Genomic DNA, 17,723 nt, shown 5'->3' on the forward strand with positions numbered 1-17,723 from the left:
GGCCGGTCAGGCCAGCTTGACCACGCCGCGCTGGCGCAGGGCTTCAATCTGTTCGTCGGCGTATCCCAGCTCATCCAGGATGGCGCGCGTATGCTCGCCATGGGCAGGCGCCGGCGCGTTGGCGATACTGCGCTGGCCATTGAACTTGACCGGCTGTCCGACCGTGCGCATGGGACCGTAGCGCTCGCTGTCCACGTCGACCAGAATGCCGCTGGCCAGGGTGTGAGGGTGATTCAACGCATCGGCGAATGTATTGATCTGCGCGCCCGGGATGCCGTTTTCCATCAGCAAATCCTGCCAATGGGCCGCATCCTCCCTCGCCAGCACCTCGTTCAGGCATTGCGCGACCAGGCTGCGGTTCTGCACGCGCATGGCATTGTTCTCGAAGCGCGGATCGTCCCGCATGCCCTCCAGGCCCAGCACGTCGCACAAACGCCGCCACAAGGCTTCGCTGGCCACGCCGATCAGGATTTTCTTGTCACGCGCCTGGTAGGCCTCGTAGGGGCAGAGGGATTCGTGGGCGCAGCCGAAGCGCTGCGGTTCGGTGCCCCGCTCCCAGAAACTTTGGAACATGTAGCCCAGAAAGGCCATGCCGGTTTCGAACAGGGAGGCCTCGATGCGGCATCCTTCGCCAGTCTGGCCGCGCTGCATCAATGCGGCCAGGATGGCGCTGGTGGCCTGCATGCCGGTGCCCTGATCCACCGGCGAAAAGGGTGCGCGCACCGGACCGCTGCCCTGCTCGCCCATGATCGAGCACATGCCGACGAAGGCTTGCAGAATCATGTCATAGCCCTTGCCGTGCGCCAGCGGACCGCTGCGTCCGTAGCCAGAAATACTGCAATACACCAGCCGCGGATTGATGGCGGACAAGGTCTCGAAGTCGATCTTCAGCCGCTCGGCCACGCCCGGGCCGAAGCTCTCGACGATCACGTCGGCGCTTTCAACCAGTTTGCGCACCACCGCCAGGCCCTCGGCGGATCTCAGGTCCAGCGCGATGCTGCGCTTGCCCCGGTTGGCATAGTGGAAGACCGCGCCTTCGCCATTGCGGAAGGGAGGCCAGCCGCGGGTGTCGTCGCCGACATCCCGCGCTTCCACCTTGATGACTTCGGCGCCCAGGTCTTGCAACGCCTGGGTGCAGATGGGGCCCGCCAGCACCTTGCTGAAATCCAGGATGCGTATGCCCGCGAGAGGTTTGATGGACATGGTGTGTTTCCTCCCGGGCCGTTCAGTAGCGGCCGCCAGTGACATGGATGACATCCCCGGTCAGGTAGCCCGCGGGCTCCGAGGCCAGGAACGTGACGACGCTGGCCACGTCATTCACATGACCGATGCGGGGGATGGGCGTCGTCGTCTGAGCCGCCTCTCGGATTTTTTCGTAGTGCGGCAGCCGCCGCACCGCCTCGGTGTCGATGATGCCCGGCGCCACGGCATTGACCGTTACGTTGTGGCGGCCGTGCTCCAGCGCCATGGCTCGCGTAAAGCCGATAAGGCCGGCCTTCGCGGCCGAATAATTGGCTTGCCCGGGATTCCCCAGGTGGGCGCGCGACGAGATGTTGATGACACGCCCCCAGTTCTTCTGGGCGAAATGCCGCGCCGCTTCGCGGGTGCACAGGAAGGCGCCCTTGAGAATGACGTCGACCACGCTGTCCCAGTCATCGAGGCCCATCTTGGTGATACGCATATCGCGCGTGAAACCGGCGTTGTTCACCAGAATGTCCACGCCTCCGTACTCGGCGCCAGCGCGCTCGAAGAGCTTGAGCACGGAAGCCTCGTCAGTGACATCCACTTGGCAGGCATGGGCCCGCCCGCCCGCGCGAACCAGATCGTCCGCGTGAGCCTGGGCGGCCTGGCCGTTGATGTCGGCCACGACGACCGCGGCGCCTTCACGGGCCAGCTGCGCGCATATCGCGGCGCCGATGCCGCTCCCGCCGCCCGTGACGACGGCCACTTTCCCATCCAATCCCAAATCCATCCAGGTCTCCAGTCTTGTGTTGTTGTTCGATGCCGCTGCACTGCTGTCCACAACAGCGTGTCCGCAGCTTGAATTGAAATGCAGAAATGATTTCCGCAATATATCCCAAAGTTCATTCCCGCTGCAATGTGATAAAAATTCTGGCCAATTTCCCCTATACAAATCCAATCGGACAATTGCGGAAATAATTTTCGTAATGTACATTGGCCTCGCTTTCAGCCTCAAGAACAGGAGACACAAGTAATGCCGAACACAGGCTTCGACCCCACTTCGCACCAGATGTGCGAGCAACGCTATTTCGACGATTTCAAGATTGGCGAACGCTTTGTCCTGCCCTCGCGCACGATGACCGACGCCCTGTTCGCCGCGTTCCAGCTGGCCAGCGGCGACAACCACCCCATTCACTACGACATCGAGTACTGCCGCGCCAACGGCATGCCGCACATGCTGGCCCACGGCTTCCAGGTGGCGATCCAGACAGCTGCGGGCGCTGGGCTGTTTCCGCACATGACCGAAGCGTCGATGAAGGGCTTTATTGAGCAAAGCTCGCGCTTCCTCGGCCCCGTCTATGTGGGCGACACCCTGTACAGCTCGCTGGAAATCGTGGAACTCAAGCCCGGCCGCAGCACCGGCACTGTCCGCATGGCGACCCGCGTGGTGAACCAGCGCGGCGAAACCGTGATGGATGGAACCCAGACCTATTTGCTGAAGAAACGTCCGACCGAATAACGAAAAGCGCTCAAGCCAGCGCACAGGAGAGAGACAACATGAAGCAATCGGCAGCCCGCCTCATCATGGCCGCGAGCATCGCCGCGGCGCCGCTGGCCGCGCATGCGGCCCAGGATGACTATCCGCAAAAGCCAATCACGCTGCAGCTCGGCTTCCCGCCGGGCCAGGCCACCGACACCGTGGCCCGCATGCTGGCCGAGCGCGCCGCACCCCGACTAGGCCAGCCCGTGATCGTCGAAAACAAGCCCGGCCAGGGCGGCAGCGTGCTGCTTTCGTCATTCGTGCGCCAGCCGCCGGACGGCTATACGCTGACGATTGCCGCAACCGGGGCCGCGGTCACGAATCACTTCCTGTACAAGACGGTGAACTACAAAACCCCGGACGACTTCACCCCGGTCGGCCAGGTGGCGGATCTGCCTCTGGTGCTGGTGGCCCGCCCGGGCATGCCGTTCAACGACATAGCCGGCCTGGTTGCCTATGCCAAGCAGAACCCCGGCAAGCTGAACTACGCCAGCCCGGGCACAGGCACCTCATCCAACCTGGCGATGGAAACGCTGAAGTTCCAGAACGGACTGCGCATTGAACACATCCCGTACCCGGGTAGCGCGCGCGCCATGACCGACCTGCTGGCAGGACAGGTCGACATCGCCTTCGATACCGTGCCGGCGGTGCAGGCGTTTGTCAGTTCCGGAAAATTGAAGGCGCTGGCGATCGGTTCGGAACAGCGTCTCAAGCTGTTTCCGCAAGTGCCGACCATGAAGGAAAGCGGCTTTGGCACCGTGCCGGCCCACGTCTGGATCGGTTTCCTGCTACCCAAGGGAGCATCGCCCGCGGTGGTTCAGAAGCTGAACAGCGTATTCAATGCCGTGCTTCAGGACAAAGAGGTCATCGAGAAACTGGAGGGGCTGGGAGTCGTGGCGCACACGACCACCCCAGAAGGCTTCGAGGCCATGCTGCGCCAGGAGTTGCCGCGCTGGGGCGGCATCGTCAAGCAGGCGGGCCTGGAACCACAATAGACGCCTCAGACCGACCGCAACAAAAAACCCGCACTCTCTGACGAGAAATGCGGGTTTTGTGCATTTCCAGGGATGGCCTGGAAAAAATTCTTGGTGCCGACGGCGAGACTCGAACTCGCACAGCTTTCGCCACTACCCCCTCAAGATAGCGTGTCTACCAATTTCACCACGTCGGCTAACTTCAGCCAGAAAAGCGTGCTTTCCTGGAAAGTCGAATATTCTATCACGCAAATCGGGAACCGGGTGCTTCCGTGCCGCTGTGTCGCTGGAACGCCACCAACCCGTCCCCAAGAGCTCGCCAGAGGGGCCATGGACGGCCCCTCCCCCGGTCTATTAGTTGATCTGCAGGTTGGTCGCCTTGACGACTTCACCCCACTTGCGGGTTTCGCTTTCCATGAAGGCCTTGAACGCCTGCGGCGTGTTGGGCGGCGGAGGCATCAGGAAGCCGTTGGTCTGGTAGCTGGCGGCCAGGGCGGCGTCGGAGGTCAGGGCCTTGTTGATGGCGGCGTTGACCTTCTGCACGACTTCCGGCGGGGTGCCGGCGGGCGCGAACAGGCCGAACCAGGCGGCCACGTCGAAGCCTTCCACGCCGGATTCGGCGATGGTGGGGATTTCCGGGGCGAACGGCACGCGGCTGCCGGTGGTAACGGCCAGGCCGGTCAGCTTGCCGGCGCGCACGTGGGGCAGCAGCGGCGGCAGGTTGTCGAAGATCGAGTCCACCTGGCCGCCCAGCAGGTCGGCCACGGCCGGGCCGCTGCCGCGGTACGGGACGTGCAGGATATCGATGCCGGTCTTCATCTTGAAGAGTTCGCAGCCCAGATGCGCGGACGAGCCGTTGCCGGGCGAGGCGCAGGTCAGCTTGCCGGGATTCTTCTTGGCGTAGGCGATGTATTCCTGCACCGACTTGACTGGCACGCTGGCGTTGACGGCCAGGATGTTGGGCACCACATTCAACAGGGCGACCGTGTCCAGGTCCTTGAGCGCGTCATAGGACATCTTGGAGTAGAGCGACTGGTTGATCGCGGTGGAAATCGATCCCACGAACAAGGTATAGCCGTCGGGCGCCGAACGGGCGACCGACTCGGCGCCGATGTTGCTGTTGGCGCCGGGCTTGTTCTCCACCACGAAGGTCTGGCCGAATTCCTTGCCCAGCACGTCGGCGATCATGCGGGCGCTGATGTCGGTGGTGCCGCCCGGGGCATAGCCCACGACCAGCCGCACCGGCTTGGCAGGATAGGCCCCGGCCTGGGCCTGCGCCGGTCCGCTGGCGATGCACGCCAGCACCGCCGCCACGCCGGCCAGTTTGGTATAGATCTTCTTCATGTTTCCTCCTGTCGAAAACGGATGGGCGCGCAGGGGGATGCGCGCCGCTTTTTGTTGTTGTGTGGGCAGTCCTGCCCGGGGCGGCGGCGCCGCCCGTGTCAGGCGGCGCGCGCCGGACGCAAGGGCGCGATCAGGTCCGGCGTGAGGTCGGCCAGCGTCGCGCAGCCGAGCAGCGCCATGTTGGTCGAGATTTCGCTGCGGAATATGTCCGCCACTTTGCGGATGCCGGCGCTGCCGGCCACGGCCGCGCCAAACAATTGGGGCCGGCCGGTGAAGACCATGCGCGCGCCCAGGGCCACGGCCTTGAGCACATCGGAGCCGCGGCGAAAGCCGCCATCGACCATGACCGGGAAAGCGGGCGGCACCGCGGCCACCACGTCGGGCAGCGCCTGTAGCGGCGAAATGCAGCCGTCGAGCTGGCGTCCGCCGTGGTTGGACACGATCACGCCGTCGGCCCCTGCCGCGCAGGCCAGGCGCGCGTCGTCGGGATGCATCACACCCTTGAGCACCAGTTTGCCCGGCCAGTTCTCGCGGATCCAGCGGATGTGCTCCCACGACAGCTTGTCGCGTTCGCCGCGAAAGCCGTTGGGCGGGTCCTGGGTGATGGGGGGGCCGATGTCCTCGTACAGGTTCGAGAACCGGGGCACGCCGCTGCCCAGCAGCGTGCGCAGGAAGACATTGAAGCTCCAGCGCGGGTGGCGCATGCCATCCAGCATGACGCTGGGACTGAGCTTGAAGGGCACGGTGAACGAGAGCTTCTGCAAGTTCTCGCGGTTGGCGCCGACGCAGGTGTCTATGGTCACCACCAGCACCGGGATCTCGGCCTGTCGCAGCCGCGCCAGCAGCTTGGCGATGCGCTCGGTATTGCCGGGCAGATAGGCCTGATACCAGCAGCGCTTGCCCGTGGCTTGCTGCAAGCGTTCCAGCGGCACGCTGGAAGCGCCGCTGATGATGAACGGAATCTCGGCCTGCTGGGCGGCCTGCGCCAGCGCCAGGTCGCACTCATGCATGACGATGGCGGCGAACCCGGTAGGCGCGAACCCCACCGGCATGGCGTAACGCTGGCCGTAGAGTTCGACCCCGCTGCTGCGCTGGTCCACCACGCGCAGGCCGCGCGGCCGCAAGCCGACGTCGCCCAGCGCGCGCACGCTCTCGGAGAGCGAGGCGCCGTCCTCGGTGCCGCCGCAGACGTAGCCTTCGACGCAGCGCGGCATGATGCGCCGCGCCTCGCGTTCGAAGTCGCGCACGGACAGGCAGCGGTCCAGACGGCTCATGCAGCCACCGGCGAGCCGGCCTGCGCGCCCAGCGCCTGCATGCACGCGGCCAGCGAACGGTCCTGCGTGTCCTGGTAAAGCGTCAGCTCGTCCTGCACCTTGGCGCCCAGGGCCTGCTCGAAGGCGGCCTGGCTGGCGTTCTGCGCGTATTCGGCCTGCGCCTTGTCGCCCAGGTTCGACTGGAAGATGCCGGCAGCGCTGACGGGCAGGAAGTCCTCGTACACCAGCGGCTCGAAGCGGAGGTAGCCCTGGGCGATCAGGTCTTGCAGGCCGGCCTCGGGATCCCCGCCCTGCTTGCCGGTCAGGAAGTAGCGGAAATAGGCCAGCCCTTGCGCATGCAGTTCGGCATGGTCGTCGGGGAATGCGGCAAAGCAGTCCTGCAGGTTCTGCATGTAGGCGGCGGCATTGCCTTCGTTGGGCGCGCCGCTGATGCGGCTGCGGGCCAGGTCCAGCAAGTGGTCGTAGAGCGCCCGGCCCTTGCGGGTCAGCGCGACGCCGCGCTGCTCGATCTCGCCGAAGCGCGCCGTATGGCTGCCGGCCGCGGCCTGGCCGTCGGCGCCGGCGAACAGGACCGCTTCCTCCAGCGCTTTGAAGCTGGTCTGGCGCAGCAGGATCGGGCACTTGCGCGGCGGCGGGCCTTCGATCACGGCCTTGGCGGACACGCCGCGGCGCGGCATCTCGGCCTGGGCCTCGTCGATGTCCAGCGTGCGCGGAGTCAGGTGGTTGATGTGCGGCCCCTTGAAGGCCACCACATCGGCGATCAGGCGGTGCTGGCCGTGCAGTTCCTCGTAGTCTTCCAGGCTGACGGTCGCCTCGCTGTGCCAGCGGAAGGTGTGCAGGGCCTCGGCCACGAATTCGCGGGCGTCGGCATCCATCAGCCCGCCCTGCGCCTCAAAGCGGGCCGCGAGTTCCAGCGTGCGCGCGGTGAAGATCTGGCGCGCGGCCAGGATGCGGGCGGCCTTCTCGCGCAGCGCTTCGTCGGCGATCAGCTCCAGCCGCAGCAGCGAGGTGAAGACGCGGAACGGGCTGGCCTGCAGCGAGGCTTCGTGGGTGGCGCGAAAGGCGGTGGAATGCACCGGCACGCCGGCCGGCGACAGATCGTAGTATCCCACCGGCTGCATGCCCATCACGGCGAACACGCGCCGCATATTGGCCAGTTCCTGCGCGGTGCCGACGCGGATTGCGCCGTGGCGCTCGATGTCCAGGCGCTCGATCTCGCCCGTGCGGGCCAGCTGCGCGGCCAGCTCGGGCTGTTCGGCCAGCGTCTTGGCGTTGACCTGGGCGACCAGGTCCAGCAGCGTGTCGTACAGCGGCACTTCCGACTTGTACATGTCGGACATGGCGCGGGAGAACCAGGCGCGGATCTGATCCGGATTGACGAAATTCTGACTCATTGCGGGCTCGGCACATCGGTAAACAAGGATGGCCCGCATGACATCATGCGCCGCGCGCGCAATCAAATGAAAAAAATCGGCTTAATCAGTCCGTTTTTTCATGGATCGCGCACGCTGGGGGGCGCTCTCGCGCTTGCGTGCGGCCTCGCCCTCCACCCAGGCGACGAACTGCTTGATCTTGGGCACTTCGGCCGAGTGCTCGGAGTAGGCGACGAAGTACGCGCCGTCGCTGGGCTGCACGTAGTCCCAGGGAATCACCAGCTTGCCGGCCTGCAGCTCCTCTTCGGCCAGCAGGCGCGGCGTCAACGCCACGCCGCAGCCTCCTTCGGCCGCGCGCACGCACATGTGGAAGGTATCGAAGCGCGGACCGTGGTAGCTGCGGTCGGACTGGAAGCGCTGGCGCGAAAAGTAGTCATGCCAGGCTTCCGGGCGCGAGGCGCACTGGATCAGCGCCTGCGCGCTCAGCGCCTCCAGGCTGTCGACCCTGTCCCCCGGAAGGAAGCCGGGCGCGCAGACCGGCACCACCTCGGCCTCGAACAACTCCCGGCACTGGGCTCCCGGCAGGGTGCCGTGGCCGAAGAAGAAGGAGATGTCGATCTTGGCCTGCATCAGGTCGAAGGGCCGGGTTTCGCTGCGCACCTTGACCTGGATGTCCGGATGCGCGGCCATGAAGCCTTGCAGCCGCGGGATCAGCCAGCGCGCGCCGAAGGTGGGCTGGGTGCCGATGGTGAGCACCTGGGTCTCGCTGCCGTAGGTCAGGATGTAGCGCGAGGACATGTCCACCTGGTTCAGGATGGCCTTGACCTCGGACTGGTACAGGGCGCCCGCGGGCGTGAGCTGCAGGCGCCGCCGCACGCGCAGGAACAGCGGATTGCGCAGCAGCGCCTCCAGCTGCGCGATCTGCTTGCTGATCGCGCTCTGGGTCATGTGCAGTTCCTCGGCGGCGCGCGTGAAGCTCATGTGCCGCGCCACCGCCTCGAAACATTGCAGCGCCATCATCGATGGCATCAAACGCTTTTCCATGGGGCCGATCCGGGTATGCCTGTGCTGGCGGCGGCCGGCGTTCCATCGCCGGCCGCCGCGCTTGCGGCATTATCGCAGGCCCGGCCTCACCATTGATATCCGACCCCCGCCGCGCCGCCGAAGTCGCCGCGCGAGGTGCCGTTGGCCGACACCTTGTAGACCCAGCGCCCGCCGCTGGAAACGCGCGACAGCCCCATGGCGTAACCCGATTCGCCGTTCCAGGTGCCGCCCGCCATGGACAGCATGTTGCGTCCCGGCAGGTAGGCTTGAGGCAGCGAGGCCGTCGCCATGGCGGCGGCCACGCCGGCGCTCAGCATGCGTTCCTGGGAATCCAGGTCGCCACGCAGGTCCTGCAGGGAACGTTCGACGGCGCCCACCCGCGCCTCGCCGGCGCTGCTGGCGGCGCGCAACTGCCCCAGGTTGACGGCATCGGTGTCTTCGCTGCCTGCCGCCACGCCCGTGATCTGGCGCCCGCCCACGTTCACCTCGCCCGTGGAATTCTGGGGCTGTGCCATGCCGTGAGCCTGGTAGTTTTCCTGTGCGCCGCGCGCCGCCGTGGACCCCGCCCCCAGCGCAACGCTGTTGCCCGCGCTGGCCACCGCGCCCGCGCCGACCGCGACGCTCTGCGTGGCCGCGGACGAGTCCGCGCCCACCGACACGCTGCGGTCGGCAACGGAACCGCGCCCGGCATTCGATCCCATGGACACGTTGTCGCTGCCGCGCACGCCGGAACCCGCGGCCGTGCCCTGCGCCACGTTGTGGTGGCCGACCACGTCGCGGCCGGCGGCCAGGCCGCTTGCCGTGTTGCCATCGCCCTGCACGCCATAGCCGGCGTAGGCGCCGGCAGCCAGGTTGTTGGCGCCGGTCACGTTCTGCCCGGCGTTCTTGCCCTGCGCCAGATTGCCCTCGCCCTCCACGTTCTGGCCCGCGTTCTGGCCCAGCGCCAAGTTGCCGTCGCCGACGACATTGCGGCCCGCTTCCTGGCCGAAGGCCGAGTTGCCATTGCCGGCGACGTTGCGTCCGGCGTTGGTGCCATAGGCGGCATTGTTGTTGCCCACCGTGTCCGTGCCGGCCCAGAAGCCAAAGGCATCGTTGTAGTCGCCCGCGACGTTCTGGCCGGCGCTGCGGCCGAACGACTGGTTCCAGCCGCCCTGCACGTTGGTGCCGGCGTAGTAGCCGATGGCCTGGTTGGCGTTCTTGCCGCCGACTTTGGAGCCCGCGCCCTCGCCGATCGCGAGGTTCCAGTTGGTGCTGACGTCCTGGCCCGCGCCATTGCCCAGGCCGATGTTGTTGCTGCCGGCCACGTTGGCGCCGGCGTTCTTGCCTATCGCGTGGTTACCCTTGCCCGTGACGCCCTGGCCGGCGCCCGGCCCGTAGCCGAGGTTGCTGCCGTCCCATTTCACGGGCGGCGCGGTCTGCGCCTGCGCGGCCGATCCCCCGGCCAGCGCGCCCACCAGAACCGCCACCGACAAGCCGTTGGCGGCCAGAATTGCGTATGTGTGCTTCATGAGTATGTTGGTAGTTTGTTGTTGCGGACCGGCCGGACGCGCACCCCGATGCGCGCCCGGCCCGTTCAGGCCTGGACCATCACAGATGCAGCGCCATGGCGGGATCGCTGACGCTCGCGCGGCCGTTCTCCATGCGCCCGGCGAAGCGGCGCTCAAAGCCCTCGGCGGTGACGGTGAAGTCGTACCAATTGCCGCTTTCCTTGATGGACCAGTGGTGTTCGGCCACCGCGCCCGGCTCGACCGCCAGAGCCCAGGGACCGTCCTTGCGGTAGGCGTTGGATTGCAGGTTCGCCTGCAGGCGGGCCGTGCCGCGGTTGGAGACCTTCACGTACAGGGCGCCGCCCGCGGGCTCGTAGCAGACCTGCACTTCCAGGGCCGCGCCGCGCTGCGTGTTGCCGGCGAAGGTCCGCACGAAGCCGTTGCTGCTGTAGACCCACAGGTCATAGTCGCCGCCGGTCCAGGTGTCGGACAGCGTCTTGCCGGCTTCGACGGTGTAACGCCGCGGGATCAGGTCCAGGTTGCGCTTGTCGTATACATGGAACACGGCGCCGGCTACACCCGTGTTGCTGAACAGCAGTTCGACTGCGCCGTCCGCGCCGAGCCGGGCGCTGGTGTGCAGTTCGTAGGGCAGCGCGCGCGACAGCCGCGTGCCGGTCTCCTGGAACAGCGGCTGCGGGATGGCGGGCGCCTGGGTCACCGCGGTCGTGGGCAGGAGCTTTTGTGCCGCATTGACCGCGGGAAAGTTGCTGGTGTCGGGCAGCGTGGGCACGCGGGGATCGTTGGGGCTGACGAAATCGAAGCAGGTGGTCAGGTCGCCGCAGACCGCGCGGCTCCACGGACTGATGGCATCGACCTTGATGTCGAAGCGCTGCTCCAGGAACCGGCCCACCGAGGTGTGATCGAACACCTGCGAGTTGACCCAGCCGCCCTTGCTCCACGGCGACACCACGTACATCGGCACGCGTGAACTCAGGCCCCACGGCCGGATGTTGCCGGTGATCTTGTCCTCGGCCTTCAGGTAGTTGCCCACCGAGGCATCGAAGTACTCGCCCTCCAGCGGCACCGTGGACTTGCCCATCAGCACGCCGTTGGCGTCATAGGACGGCACCGCGGGCATGGCGGCATGGTCGAAGAAACCGTCGTTCTCGTCGAACGTCACGAACAGCGCGGTCTTGCTCCAGACTTCGGGATTGGAGGTCAACGCGTCCAGCACGTCGGAGATGAAATCGGCCGCGCCGGCCACGCCTTCGCTGCTGCCCGGATGCTCGGCCAGGGCCTGCGTGGGCAGCACCCACGACACCTGCGGCAAGGTGCCATTGGCCACGTCCTGCTTGAGCTGGGCAAGGAAATTGACGGCGCCGTCGTTCTTCTCGGGACCGCCCGTCAGGCCATGCTCATAGATCGGCGAACCCGGCTGCGCGGTGCGGAAGCTCTTGAAGGCCAGGCAGCCGTGCATGGCGCCCGTCCAGTTGTTGTTCATGTTCTGGTAGATGTGCCAGCTGACCCCGGCGCGCTGCAACAGGTCGGGCAAGGTATCCCACTTGAAGGCGCTGTTCTTGTACTTGTAGTTGTAGGCGCCGGTCACGGGGTCGACCTGGCCCGAGCCATCGGCCAGCTGCGCGCGGCCCGCGGCCCAGTTGGATGGGCTGGGCCAGCAGCGCGAGTTGACGGGTTCGGAATCGGTGTCCGTACTATTGACGCCCAGCTTGCGCAGTTCGGGATTGGCGTTGGCGCCCGACCAGAACACGATGCGGTTCGGATCGGTGCCGGTCAGGATGGAACAGTGGTAGCCGTCGCAGACCGTGAAGGCGTCGGCCAGCGCGAACTGGTACGGAATGTCCTCGCGCATGAAGAAGCCCATGGTGGCCTGGTTCTTGAACTGGATCCACTGGTCCATCTTGCCCTGGTTCCAGGCCGCCTGCTGGTCGGGAAAATTGTGCGGCGTGCCCGATCCGATCAGCGCGTTGCTGGTCCTGGAATCGCGGCGGAAGGGCTGGATATCCTGGCCGCCCTTGGGGTTGGGCTGGAAGAACACCGATTTGCCGCTGGCCAGCGGAATCGGGAAGCGGTCGCCGAAGCCGCGCACGCCGCGCATGGTGCCGAAATAGTGGTCGAACGAGCGGTTCTCCTGCATCAGGATCACGATGTGCTTGATGTCCTTGATGGTGCCGCTTTCAACCGCCGCGGGAACCGCCAGCGCGCGCTGGATCGAGGCGGGCAGCAAGGCCATCGCCGACAGGGCGCCGGCGGCCTGGGCCGAGGCGCGGAAGAACTGCCGCCGTCCCGGCAAGGCCGGGGACGCGATGGCGGACTGCGAGGTGTAGGTCTTGGTCATGGGGCTACTCTTGCGTGGGGTTGGACGGATCGGGCGTTCAAGGCGCGCAGCGCAGTTGCGGCGCGGGCGGCGGCGTCTCGGGCTGTCCGGTCTCGGGCGGCGAAGTCGCGCCGTCATCCGAGTCGTCGTCGCCGCCGCAGGCGGCAAGGGTCAGGCTCAGGGCGATGGCCGCAACAAGGGCGCGGCCCAGTGCAAAGTACGGGGTCATGAAAACTCCTGGTCAGGGAACGTTGCCGGGTCCGTCCGGCAGAAAACCTATCGGGGCGCGGCGGCCTGGCTGGCCGCCGCGCCGGCTCAGCTCAAGCGGCGCCGCAAGCGGGCGGCAACCTGGTCCAGCAAGAACACGGTGATGAAGATCACGACGAGAATGGTCCCGACGTGCGCGTACTGGTACATGTCGTAGCGGCCCTTCAGTTCCTGGCCGATGCCGCCCGCGCCCACCAGGCCCACGACCGTGGCCATGCGCACGTTGCGGTCCAGGATGTACAGGGTGTAGCCGGTGAACTTGGGCATGACCTGCGGCAGCACGGCGTAGGCCAGCACGCGCGGCTTGCTGGCGCCGATCGCGGCCAGCGCCTCTTGCGGCTTGGTGTCAGCCGTTTCGATGTCCTCGGCGTAGAACTTGCCCAGGAATCCCATCGAATGGATGGCCAGCGCCAGCACCCCGGCAATCGGGCCGAAGCCGTAGGCCAGCACCAGGAACAGCGCGCAGATCAGTTCGGGCATGGCGCGGAACATGCTGACCGTGGCTCGCGCCGCCACGTACAGCAGCCGGTTGGGCGCGTAATTGCGGGCGCTGCAATAGGCCAGCGGCACACTGCCCAACACCGCCAGCAAGGTCGCCCAGATCGCGATCTCGAAGGTCTCGACCATCTTGACCGCCACCCGCCACAGATAGCCCAGGGGCTCGACCAGATAGGTCTGCGTGGAGACCTCGTCTTCCATCTTCAAGGTGTGCGGATTCAGCCGGCTCTCGGTCACCTGCAGCGTTTCCACATGCGCCAGCCACGGCAGCTTGTCCGGATCGAAGCCCTCTATGCGCGAGGTCTCGGTGCGGTACGAAACCTGCAGCGGGAACAGGTTGTCGGCCAGGGCGCCCAGGCCCGACGTAACCTGGGACTGCTCTTTCAGGCCGACCGCGGCCAGCGCGCCGTCCAGGGTCAGCGCCGCCATGCGGCCCATCTCGACCCGTTGGCCGGTGTAGAGGAACAGCATCAACGCGGCGATCACGATCAGCAGCGCGCGGGCGCCGTAGGGCGGATCCAGGCGCCAGGCCGCGTTGCCGGCCGGCGTTTTCAATGCATGCGTGTTCATTGCGCGCCTCCCGCCGACAACACCGCCGGCCGCATCGGCCTGGCGGCGCGCGGCTCGGCATGGCCGCGGCCCGCGAGATCGGCGGCAGCCATGCCGCTCTCTGGCAGCGGGGCCTGATAGAGCGCACGGGCAGTGGCCTCATCGAATGCGCCCGCCGGTCCGTCGAACACCATGACGCCATGACGCAAGGCCACGATGCGGTCGGCGAACTCCCGGGCCAGGTCGACCTGGTGCAGGCTGCACAGCACGGTGGCGCCGCGTTCCCGCGCCTGATTGCGCAACAGTTCCAGGATGTCGCGGCTGATGCGCGGATCCAGGCTGGCCACCGGTTCATCGGCCAGCAGCAAGGCGGGGGCCAGCATGAAGGCGCGGGCGATGCCCACGCGCTGCTGCTGGCCGCCGGACAATTCGCTCACGCGGCGTTGCAGATGTTCGGGCTGCAGGCCGACTTCGCGCACCAGCCGGCAGGCGCGCTCACGCAACTCCACCGGGAAACGCATCAGATACGCGCGCCATGCCGGCAGGCCGGGCAGCGCGCCCGACAGCACGTTGGTCGCCACCGTGGCGCGCGACACCAGGTTGAAGTGCTGATGCACCATGCCGATGCGCGGCCGCACGGCAGCCAGCGTCGAGGGCTGCACCTGCGTGCCATCGACCCACACCGCGCCCTGGGTCGGCGCGGTCAGTCCGTTGGCCATGCGCAGCAAGGTCGACTTGCCCGCGCCCGAGGCGCCCAGGATCACGCAGAACTGGCCGCGCGGCACCTGCAGCGACACCGAATTCAGGGCCGTGGTCCCGTCGGCGTAGCGCATGCCTACGGCGTCGTAGCGCAGCATGTCCATTTCGCTTGCGCCGGCGCTCACCGCTGTGCCGCCTTCTGCAGGATCTCGCCCTTGATCTCGTCGGTCAGCAGGGCCATCTTCGAAGCCGGGCCCGCGAACTGCGCCTCGGAAAACTCGGTATCGAAGCGGTCGAGCTTGGCGCCGCCGTAGCCTCGCACCATGTCCGGCGTCACGCCGGGCGCCTGGTGCACCGTGGCAAAGGCTTGCTTGAGCGTCGCCTTCAGCGGCTCGGGCAGCTTGGTGTTCATGGCCAGCGGCGGATACGGAATGGGTTCGCTCTTGAAGATCACCTTCACCGACTTCGGGTCCACCGCGCCTTGGCGCACCGCCTTGTCGAAGGAATCGAACGACAGCGCGGCCGCGTCGACCTGGCCCTGCACCAGCGCGGCCAGGCTGCTGGCGTGGCTGCCGGTCAGTTGCAGCGCCGCCAGGTCCTTGGCCGGGTCCATGCCGTCCTTGATCATGGACGCCACCTGGAAGGTGAAGCTGGAGGCCGAATTCACGTCGCCGAACGCGGCGCGCTTGCCCTTCAGGTCGGCCAGCGTATTGATGGGCGAATCAGCCCGGGCGAACATCGCGGCGTAGTAGGCGGACTCGCCCTTCTGCACGCCCACGGCCAGCAATTGCGCGCATTGGCGCTCATGCGCCTGCACGTAGGAAACCGGACCCAGGAACGCAACCTCGGCCAGCTGATTGCACATGCCTTCGACCACGGCGCCGTAGGACTGGCCCACCGTCAGCTGGAAATGCAGGCCGGTGCTGCGCGTGATCGCGTTGAAGATCGGTGCGTAGTCGGCCTTGGTGCCCGACTCGGTGCCGCCGTCGGCGGGAATGAGCAGCACGCGCAGCGGACGCTGCTGCGAGCCGTCGGCCAGCGATTGGGCTTGCGCCAGAGGCGCGGCGGCCAGCAGGGAAACGAGCGCCAGAGCGGGCGCGCAGGTGCGGATTTTCATTTGTCTGTTCCTGGTCTTGTTGAGGTTGCCATCGGGGCGCAGCGTGCCCGGCCCTGATTCCGGAACGCAGATTAGTCACCGCACATGACAGGAAAATGAAAATTTCTCAAATCAAAAAAATGAATTTTTGAATTTTGTTCAGATAGAATCACAGCCGCCGGGCATGCCCCAACCGTAGCGGGCGCCCACTCCTGCAACCCTGCACGCGTTTCGACGCCACCACGCCGATCCATGACCCGCATTGCCTGCACTCCCCTCTCCTCCTCTCCCCAAGCCCCGGCGGCGGAACCGCCCTGGACCGTCCGCTCGCGCGGCCTGATCCTGGACCTGGACGGGACCTTGATACGCGGACATGAAGTGATACCGGGCGCCAGCGAGCTGCTGACCCGCTGGGCGGGACGCTGCGTCATCGTGTCCAACAACTCCACCGACACGGCGGCGGGCCTGGCGCCGCGCCTGCGGGCGATGGGCCTGCCGGTGGAGGCCGAGACGCTGGTCCTGGCCGGCGAGCAGGCCGTGCGCCATATCGCCCGGCAGCACCCGCGCGCCAGGGTGCTGCTCTGCGCCTCGGAAGCGCTACGGACCTGCGCCGCCGGACTGGGGCTGGCGCTGGTGGCCCGCGACGCGGACATCGTGCTGTTGGCGCGCGATCTCGGTTTCGGCTACGGCACGCTGCAGACCCTGGCAAGGGAGTTGGCGCGAGGCGCGGCATTGATGGTCAGCAATGGCGATCTCACCCATCCCGGCCCGCAAGGCGCCATCGTTCCCGAGACGGGCGCGCTGCTGCAATCAGTGCTGGCCTGCGCGCCCGGCGCACGGCCGCGCATACTCGGCAAGCCAGGCGCCATGCTGCTGAAGGAAGGATTGCGCCGGCTGGGCCTGGCGCCGGCGGACGCCACGGTCATCGGCGACAACGTGCGCACCGATGCGCTGGGCGCAGTGCGACTGGGCATCGGTTATCTGCTGGTCGGCAATGCGCCCTATGCGGATGCGCCAGACGTGGCGGGCCTGCTGGATAGCGCATGCCCACGCCGGCACGCGCTGCCGGCGGGCATTGAAGGTGGTCAGTAGCGCTTGTTCGACAGCACGTCGAAGGTGCTGCGCAGCGTGGAGACGGCCTTGTCATAGTCGGACAAGGCCAGGCAGGCGATGAGGGTGTCGATGATGGCGAGCTGGGCCAGCCGGCTGGTCATGGCCTCGGTGCGGAAACGGGTCTCGCGCGACATGGTGTGCAGCACCACGTCCGCGTGTTCCTGGATCGGCGATTTGCCGAAATTGGTGATGCAGATCGTGCGCGCGCCGGCTTCCTTGGCCAGCCGCGTGGCCAGCACGGTTTCGTGCGTGCTGCCCGAGTGCGAAATGGTCAGCACGGCGACGTCCGGCCCGGTCAGCGACGCGCTGATGGCCTGCACGTGGGAATCGGTCACTGCCGTGGCATGCAGCCCGATGCGCAGCATGCGGTAGTGCGCGTCGTGCGCGATGACGGCCGAGCTGCCGATGCCATAGATTTCCACGCGGCGGGCGCCGCGGATCAGCTCCACCGCGGCCGACAGCGCGGCGACATCCAGCACCGATTCGGTGTCCTGCAGCGTCTGGATATTGCTGTGGAAGATCTTGCTGACGACCTGCTCGGGCGTGTCCTGGGCGGCCAGGTCTTCGTGGATGTACTGCACCGGCTGCACGATCTGCTGGGCCAGCGCGATCTTCAGCTGCTGAAATCCCGTGGCGCCCAGCAGCTTGCAAAAGCCCACCACGCTGCCTTCGCTGCACTGGGTGCGCTCCGCCACTTCGCTGACCGACATGTGCACCACCTCGGCCGGGTTGCGTATGACGAACTCGCCGATGCGCTGCGAGGCCGCCCCCATCGACGGCAACAGGCTCTGGATGCGCGCCAGCATGGCCTGCGGCGAGCCCCGCTGCGGATCGGCGGCGGGTTGCGTGCGGGGAGAGCGTTTGGATGTGGCCATGGCGGAGATCGAGGAACGGAAACCGGATGCGCAGGCAACGATACCCTACACCTTGCCGGCGCGGCGACGGCGC

16 protein-coding genes and 1 tRNA gene are annotated in these 17,723 nt (G+C 66.8%); 3 read left to right on the forward strand and 14 right to left on the reverse strand.

Features of this window, described 5'->3' with window-relative positions:
- Positions 1-6: 6 nt before the first annotated feature.
- Positions 7-1,203, reverse strand: coding sequence for a CaiB/BaiF CoA transferase family protein (locus tag FOC84_RS06270; RefSeq protein WP_173143672.1), 1,197 nt, complete (start codon positions 1,201-1,203; stop codon positions 7-9).
- Positions 1,204-1,225: 22 nt separating this feature from the next.
- The gene (fabG, locus tag FOC84_RS06275) at positions 1,226-1,972 is read right to left on the reverse strand and encodes a 3-oxoacyl-ACP reductase FabG (protein WP_173143673.1); all 747 of its coding nucleotides are present in this window, start codon (positions 1,970-1,972) and stop codon (positions 1,226-1,228) included.
- A gap of 243 nt (positions 1,973-2,215) precedes the next feature.
- Here fabG and FOC84_RS06280 point away from each other — a divergent pair, with 243 nt between their 5' ends.
- Positions 2,216-2,701, forward strand: a complete 486-nt coding sequence (locus FOC84_RS06280; protein WP_088138800.1) for a MaoC family dehydratase — start codon at positions 2,216-2,218, stop codon at positions 2,699-2,701.
- A gap of 38 nt (positions 2,702-2,739) precedes the next feature.
- Positions 2,740-3,717, forward strand: coding sequence for a Bug family tripartite tricarboxylate transporter substrate binding protein (locus FOC84_RS06285; RefSeq protein ID WP_173143674.1), 978 nt, complete (start codon positions 2,740-2,742; stop codon positions 3,715-3,717).
- Between the two features lie 91 nt (positions 3,718-3,808).
- On the opposite strand, the gene FOC84_RS06290 is transcribed toward FOC84_RS06285, so the two are convergent.
- The 11 genes from FOC84_RS06290 to FOC84_RS06340 all read right to left on the reverse strand — a co-directional run bounded on the left by FOC84_RS06290 (position 3,809) and on the right by FOC84_RS06340 (position 15,683).
- Positions 3,809-3,893: transfer RNA gene (locus FOC84_RS06290), tRNA-Leu, on the reverse strand.
- A gap of 157 nt (positions 3,894-4,050) precedes the next feature.
- Positions 4,051-5,040 (reverse strand): Bug family tripartite tricarboxylate transporter substrate binding protein, encoded by a 990-nt coding sequence (locus FOC84_RS06295; RefSeq protein WP_173143675.1) that lies wholly within the window; start codon positions 5,038-5,040, stop codon positions 4,051-4,053.
- A 98-nt stretch (positions 5,041-5,138) separates the two neighbouring features.
- Positions 5,139-6,314, reverse strand: a complete 1,176-nt coding sequence (locus FOC84_RS06300) for an alpha-hydroxy acid oxidase (protein WP_173143676.1) — start codon at positions 6,312-6,314, stop codon at positions 5,139-5,141.
- Positions 6,311-7,708, reverse strand: coding sequence for a 2-oxoadipate dioxygenase/decarboxylase HglS (hglS, locus tag FOC84_RS06305; RefSeq protein WP_173143677.1), 1,398 nt, complete (start codon positions 7,706-7,708; stop codon positions 6,311-6,313). Before hglS ends, FOC84_RS06300 begins: the two co-directional genes overlap by 4 nt.
- 81 nt (positions 7,709-7,789) lie before the next feature.
- Positions 7,790-8,731 carry a LysR substrate-binding domain-containing protein gene (locus tag FOC84_RS06310; RefSeq protein ID WP_173143678.1) on the reverse strand — a complete coding sequence of 314 codons (942 nt, stop codon included), beginning with the start codon at positions 8,729-8,731 and terminating at the stop codon, positions 7,790-7,792.
- Positions 8,732-8,817: 86 nt separating this feature from the next.
- Positions 8,818-10,239: a YadA family autotransporter adhesin gene (locus FOC84_RS06315; protein WP_173143679.1), complete on the reverse strand. Its 1,422-nt coding sequence runs from the start codon at positions 10,237-10,239 to the stop codon at positions 8,818-8,820.
- A gap of 79 nt (positions 10,240-10,318) precedes the next feature.
- Complete coding sequence (locus tag FOC84_RS06320; protein WP_173143680.1) at positions 10,319-12,574, reverse strand: phosphocholine-specific phospholipase C; 2,256 nt, start codon at positions 12,572-12,574, stop codon at positions 10,319-10,321.
- A 37-nt stretch (positions 12,575-12,611) separates the two neighbouring features.
- Complete coding sequence (locus FOC84_RS06325; RefSeq protein WP_173143681.1) at positions 12,612-12,782, reverse strand: hypothetical protein; 171 nt, start codon at positions 12,780-12,782, stop codon at positions 12,612-12,614.
- A gap of 86 nt (positions 12,783-12,868) precedes the next feature.
- On the reverse strand, positions 12,869-13,888 hold the full coding sequence (gene phnE / locus FOC84_RS06330) for a phosphonate ABC transporter, permease protein PhnE (protein WP_173143682.1): 1,020 nt from the start codon (positions 13,886-13,888) through the stop codon (positions 12,869-12,871).
- The gene (locus FOC84_RS06335; protein ID WP_367949484.1) at positions 13,885-14,751 is read right to left on the reverse strand and encodes a phosphonate ABC transporter ATP-binding protein; all 867 of its coding nucleotides are present in this window, start codon (positions 14,749-14,751) and stop codon (positions 13,885-13,887) included. Before FOC84_RS06335 ends, phnE begins: the two co-directional genes overlap by 4 nt.
- A complete protein-coding gene (locus tag FOC84_RS06340) occupies positions 14,748-15,683 on the reverse strand; it encodes a phosphate/phosphite/phosphonate ABC transporter substrate-binding protein (RefSeq protein ID WP_173143683.1) in 936 nt (311 codons plus the stop codon). Before FOC84_RS06340 ends, FOC84_RS06335 begins: the two co-directional genes overlap by 4 nt.
- Before the next feature lie 231 nt (positions 15,684-15,914).
- Here FOC84_RS06340 and FOC84_RS06345 point away from each other — a divergent pair, with 231 nt between their 5' ends.
- Positions 15,915-16,754 (forward strand): HAD-IIA family hydrolase, encoded by an 840-nt coding sequence (locus FOC84_RS06345; protein WP_173143684.1) that lies wholly within the window; start codon positions 15,915-15,917, stop codon positions 16,752-16,754.
- On the opposite strand, the gene FOC84_RS06350 is transcribed toward FOC84_RS06345, so the two are convergent.
- Entirely contained in the window at positions 16,748-17,650 is a 903-nt protein-coding gene (locus tag FOC84_RS06350; RefSeq protein WP_254241921.1) for a MurR/RpiR family transcriptional regulator, read from the reverse strand. The two genes, FOC84_RS06345 and FOC84_RS06350, sit on opposite strands and share 7 nt — an antisense overlap.
- Positions 17,651-17,723 lie beyond the last annotated feature (73 nt).

The organism is Achromobacter pestifer (genome assembly GCF_013267355.1).
Classification (GTDB): Bacteria; Pseudomonadota; Gammaproteobacteria; order Burkholderiales; family Burkholderiaceae_B; genus Achromobacter; species Achromobacter pestifer_A.

Bases quoted from the DNA above. Each gene is read 5' to 3' on its own strand.
- hglS (WP_173143677.1), bottom strand. From the start codon at position 7,708: ATGAGTCAGAATTTCGTCAATCCGGATCAGATCCGCGCCTGGTTCTCC.
- FOC84_RS06320 (WP_173143680.1), bottom strand. From the start codon at position 12,574: ATGACCAAGACCTACACCTCGCAGTCCGCCATCGCGTCCCCGGCCTTG.
- phnE (WP_173143682.1), bottom strand. From the start codon at position 13,888: ATGAACACGCATGCATTGAAAACGCCGGCCGGCAACGCGGCCTGGCGC.
- FOC84_RS06310 (WP_173143678.1), bottom strand. From the start codon at position 8,731: ATGGAAAAGCGTTTGATGCCATCGATGATGGCGCTGCAATGTTTCGAG.
- FOC84_RS06325 (WP_173143681.1), bottom strand. From the start codon at position 12,782: ATGACCCCGTACTTTGCACTGGGCCGCGCCCTTGTTGCGGCCATCGCC.
- FOC84_RS06315 (WP_173143679.1), bottom strand. From the start codon at position 10,239: ATGAAGCACACATACGCAATTCTGGCCGCCAACGGCTTGTCGGTGGCG.
- FOC84_RS06340 (WP_173143683.1), bottom strand. From the start codon at position 15,683: ATGAAAATCCGCACCTGCGCGCCCGCTCTGGCGCTCGTTTCCCTGCTG.
- FOC84_RS06270 (WP_173143672.1), bottom strand. From the start codon at position 1,203: ATGTCCATCAAACCTCTCGCGGGCATACGCATCCTGGATTTCAGCAAG.
- fabG (WP_173143673.1), bottom strand. From the start codon at position 1,972: ATGGATTTGGGATTGGATGGGAAAGTGGCCGTCGTCACGGGCGGCGGG.
- FOC84_RS06295 (WP_173143675.1), bottom strand. From the start codon at position 5,040: ATGAAGAAGATCTATACCAAACTGGCCGGCGTGGCGGCGGTGCTGGCG.
- FOC84_RS06300 (WP_173143676.1), bottom strand. From the start codon at position 6,314: ATGAGCCGTCTGGACCGCTGCCTGTCCGTGCGCGACTTCGAACGCGAG.
- FOC84_RS06345 (WP_173143684.1), top strand. From the start codon at position 15,915: ATGACCCGCATTGCCTGCACTCCCCTCTCCTCCTCTCCCCAAGCCCCG.
- FOC84_RS06350 (WP_254241921.1), bottom strand. From the start codon at position 17,650: ATGGCCACATCCAAACGCTCTCCCCGCACGCAACCCGCCGCCGATCCG.
- FOC84_RS06285 (WP_173143674.1), top strand. From the start codon at position 2,740: ATGAAGCAATCGGCAGCCCGCCTCATCATGGCCGCGAGCATCGCCGCG.
- FOC84_RS06280 (WP_088138800.1), top strand. From the start codon at position 2,216: ATGCCGAACACAGGCTTCGACCCCACTTCGCACCAGATGTGCGAGCAA.